This is a genomic window from Pseudomonas sp. EL_65y_Pfl1_R83, from assembly GCF_963970695.1.
GTDB lineage: Bacteria > Pseudomonadota > Gammaproteobacteria > Pseudomonadales > Pseudomonadaceae > Aquipseudomonas > Aquipseudomonas tritici.
This window is the reverse complement of record NZ_CAXAQI010000294.1, coordinates 1-496: the sequence shown is the minus strand read 5'-3', so window position 1 is coordinate 496 and position 496 is coordinate 1. Positions and strand designations below refer to the sequence as shown.

Genomic DNA, 496 nt, shown 5'->3' with positions numbered 1-496 from the left:
CGCACGCCTGGCGGCCCCGCTGCGCAACATGCTGTCGGCAACCTGCAGCGCATAGAGAAAGCCCGAACAGACGGCGGCGACATCGAAGGCCACGCAATCATCGATGCCGAGCATCGCCTGCACCTTGGTCGCGCTGGCCGGGTAGGTCTGGTCCGGCGTGGCCGTCGCCAGCACGATCAAATCGATGTCCTGCGCCGCAATACCGGCGGAACCCAGCGCCGCGCGGCACGCGTCTGCGGCCAGCGTGGCGGTGGTCTCGTCAGGGCCGGCGATGTGACGGAAGCGGATGCCGGTGCGCTCGACGATCCATTCGTCCGAGGTGTCGACGGTTTCGGCCAGCTCGGCATTGGACACGCGCCGCGTCGGCAGCGCCGATCCGGTGCCGATAATCACGCTTTGCATCATGCCGCCTTTTTCTCGAAATCACCCAGATCTTCCGCGATTCGCCGCGTCAGATCATCGCGCACCATCTTCGCCGCCGCCGCGATTGCGGTGG

At 66.7% G+C, this 496-nt stretch carries 1 pseudogene; it reads right to left on the bottom strand.

The annotated features are described in order from the left end of the window. Positions 1-402, bottom strand: a pseudogene (locus tag AACY08_RS28950) (3-oxoacyl-ACP synthase); the annotation flags it as partial. Between the last annotated feature and the right edge of the window lie 94 nt (positions 403-496).